The 2,898-nt window shown below is 49.3% G+C and carries 3 protein-coding genes; all 3 read left to right on the forward strand.

Annotated elements, in window-relative coordinates; translation table 11 throughout:
* The first annotated feature begins 184 nt into the window (after positions 1–184).
* Entirely contained in the window at positions 185–541 is a 357-nt protein-coding gene (locus DW757_RS17020; RefSeq protein ID WP_015544368.1) for a hypothetical protein, read from the forward strand.
* Between the two features lie 14 nt (positions 542–555).
* Positions 556–888 carry an IS66 family insertion sequence element accessory protein TnpB gene (tnpB, locus tag DW757_RS17025; RefSeq protein WP_083794763.1) on the forward strand — a complete coding sequence of 111 codons (333 nt, stop codon included), beginning with the start codon at positions 556–558 and terminating at the stop codon, positions 886–888.
* Positions 889–1,186: 298 nt separating this feature from the next.
* Positions 1,187–2,824: an IS66 family transposase gene (locus tag DW757_RS17030; protein ID WP_243033757.1), complete on the forward strand. Its 1,638-nt coding sequence runs from the start codon at positions 1,187–1,189 to the stop codon at positions 2,822–2,824.
* Positions 2,825–2,898: the final 74 nt, after the last annotated feature.

Consider the following 2,898-nt stretch of genomic DNA (forward strand, 5'->3'; position numbering starts at 1 on the left):
GTAAGCGCTTTATAACCAACCGGATAGTCAAACTCCAACTTTTGTGAGATACTTCAGATACTTGGAGTAATTCACTTCCTATCCGGTTCTCGGAGTTGCAAAAGCTATGCTTTAATCTCACATCTTGAGTCGCTTTTGTTGTACCTGATTACTCCAAAATCTCACGTTGGAGGAGATGAATCAAATGAGTACAACTTTAAATGATGAACATTGGTTAAATCTGATCACCCAGTGCAGATCCAGCGGGCTTACCGACCGCCAATGGTGCATAGAAAACGGGATCCCTGTCAGCACATTTTACTACCACGTCCGGGCTTTACGCAAAAAAGCCTGCGAGGTTCCGGAAGCAGTGGATGCTGCCGCACAGAAACAGGAAGTTGTCCAGATCCCACTCTGGGAAAGGGAACAGCATTCAGATACCGCAGCTTTCCATACGCCCTCGATCTGTCTGGAAATGCAGGGCATCCGTATCGAGATCCATGAACAGGCCGGGGCGGATGTGATCCGCAATACTCTTCTTGCCCTGCGGCAGCTTTGTTAGGTGAACTGTCCGGTGTGGCCAGATTTTTCCTTGTGACAGGCTATACCGACATGCGAAAAAGTATTGATGGCCTGATGGCAATCGTTCGGGATACCTATGAATTAGATCCCTACAGCAATTCCCTGTTTCTTTTCTGCGGCAGACGCTGTGACCGGATCAAAGCGCTCCATTTTGAAAAAGATGGCTTCTGCCTCTATTATAAACGTTTAGATGATGGGCGGTTCCAGTGGCCCCGGGATTCTTCCGAAGTAAGGAATCTTAGCCGGCAGGAATACCGCTGGCTTTTAGAGGGGCTTTCCATCGATCAGCCTAAGGCAATCCGGCCTGCCCGGAAAAAGGACTTCTGACCTTTGTGCAAAAGGGAGAAATTTTTTCTTCCCTTATAGGGCGGAAAAAACGCTGCTGATGGGTTATCCACATAACAATGGAACCGCCGGGAGATTAGGGGGATAACGATTTCCATTTTTCCCGGGTTACTGTTCGCGTGTGGAAAACCCAACGTTTTTCATAGGGAATATCCCGCCGATGCTATGTGTTTTCCACATGTTCCTTTCGTCAAAATGACGACGGCAGTACGGCAGAAAATTCGCTTTTCTGCTGGATTTCCGGTATAATAGGAACCAGCAAAAAGAAAGGTGGTTCCCTATGCCGCAGTCAGAGATGGAAGCGCTCATACAGCTTCAGAAAGAGACCATTGAATCCCTTCGTCAGCTGGTGGACAGCCAGCGTCATACAATCGAGCAGATGACCAAAAGCCATGAGGAGCAGACCGCACAGCTGAACCAGACGATCGCAAATCTCAATGAGACAGTCGAATATCTGAAGAAAAAGCTGTTCGCATCTTCCAGCGAAAAAACAAAAAAAGAGGCATTTCCAGGACAGATGGATCTGTTCAATGAAGCAGAAGCCACTGCAGATCCTTCTGTCCCGGAACCAGCTCTTGAGGAGGCTGTTGGTGGTTATAAACGTAAGGCAAAGAAACCAAAGGCCACCAGGGAAGAGATCCTTGCAGGGCTTCCTGTAGTGGAAGTTCCCTGCACCGTGCCGGATGAGGACAGGAACTGCTCCTACTGCAATGCTCCGATGGAGGTTATCGGGAAAAAGGTCGTGCGGGAAGAACTGCGGATCATCCCTGCAAAAGTGGAACGGATCCAGTATGTCCAGGAAGTGCTTGGCTGTCCGGAATGTAAGAAAGACGGCGCTTCTGTTATCGTTGGGGCTGAAACACCAAGCCCGCTGCTGAAGCACAGCCTGGCATCTCCGTCCACGGTTGCTTACGTAATGTATCAGAAATATGGGAACAGCATCCCTCTTTACCGCCAGGAGGCGAACTGGAAACAGCTGGGAGTAAAGCTCCCCAGAGCGACACTGGCTAACTGGGTCATCAAATGCGGCATAGATTATATGGAGCCGGTGTATGAACAGCTTCACCAGCACCTGCTGGAGAGGGACATCATCCATGCAGATGAAACACCCTGCCAGGTACTGAGGGAAGAAGGGAAAACGGCACAGTCCAAGTCCTATATGTGGCTGTATGGCTCCGGGAACGATGGGCTGCCGCCGATCCGCCTGTATGATTACCAGCCCAGCCGCGGAGGATATCATGCGGAGGAATTTCTAAAAGGATTCTCCGGTTACCTTATCTGCGATGGCTTCAGTGGCTACAATAAGCTGAAGGGTGTCATCCGCTGTGGCTGCCTTGCCCATATGAGGCGGTACTGGAATGAAGCGCTTCCCGGAAAATCCAGGAAGTCTTCCGATAAGACCCCTGCAGAAATCGGTTTAAACTACTGTAACCAGTTATTCGAACTGGAAAAGGAGTATGCGGATCTGGATGCCGACACCCGGAAAGCTAAGCGCCTTGAGACAGAGTCTGCCATCTGGGAGGCTTACTGGTCATGGCTTGAAACAGGGAAGCCAGCTGGCGGAAGCCGTCTGGCCAAAGCGGTGACCTATGCGAAAAACCAGAAGCCATATATGGAGAACTACCTGTTGGATGGGCGGTGCTCCATATCGAACAATATCGCAGAAAATATCGCCCGCCCCTATGCAGTAGGGCGGAAAAATTTCCTGTTCCACGATACCGTAAAAGGCGCCCGTGCCAGCTCTATCATTTACAGTTTAGTAGAAACTGCAAAACTCAACGATCTGAATATCTACGCATATCTGGAGACCGTACTGCTCTATATGCCGGACTACAAAAATGAGCCCGAAGGGATAGAAGAGCTGATGCCATGGTCTGACATGATACAGCAGAGATGTCGGATCAAATCGAAAAGTTGAAGTTGGAGTATTTTACTTCAACTATAGCGGAATACCTTATGGGAAGATAGCCATTATTTTATTGAGCGCTTACC

Source organism: Clostridium sp. AM29-11AC (assembly GCF_003480545.1).
GTDB lineage: Bacteria > Bacillota > Clostridia > Lachnospirales > Lachnospiraceae > Otoolea > Otoolea saccharolyticum_A.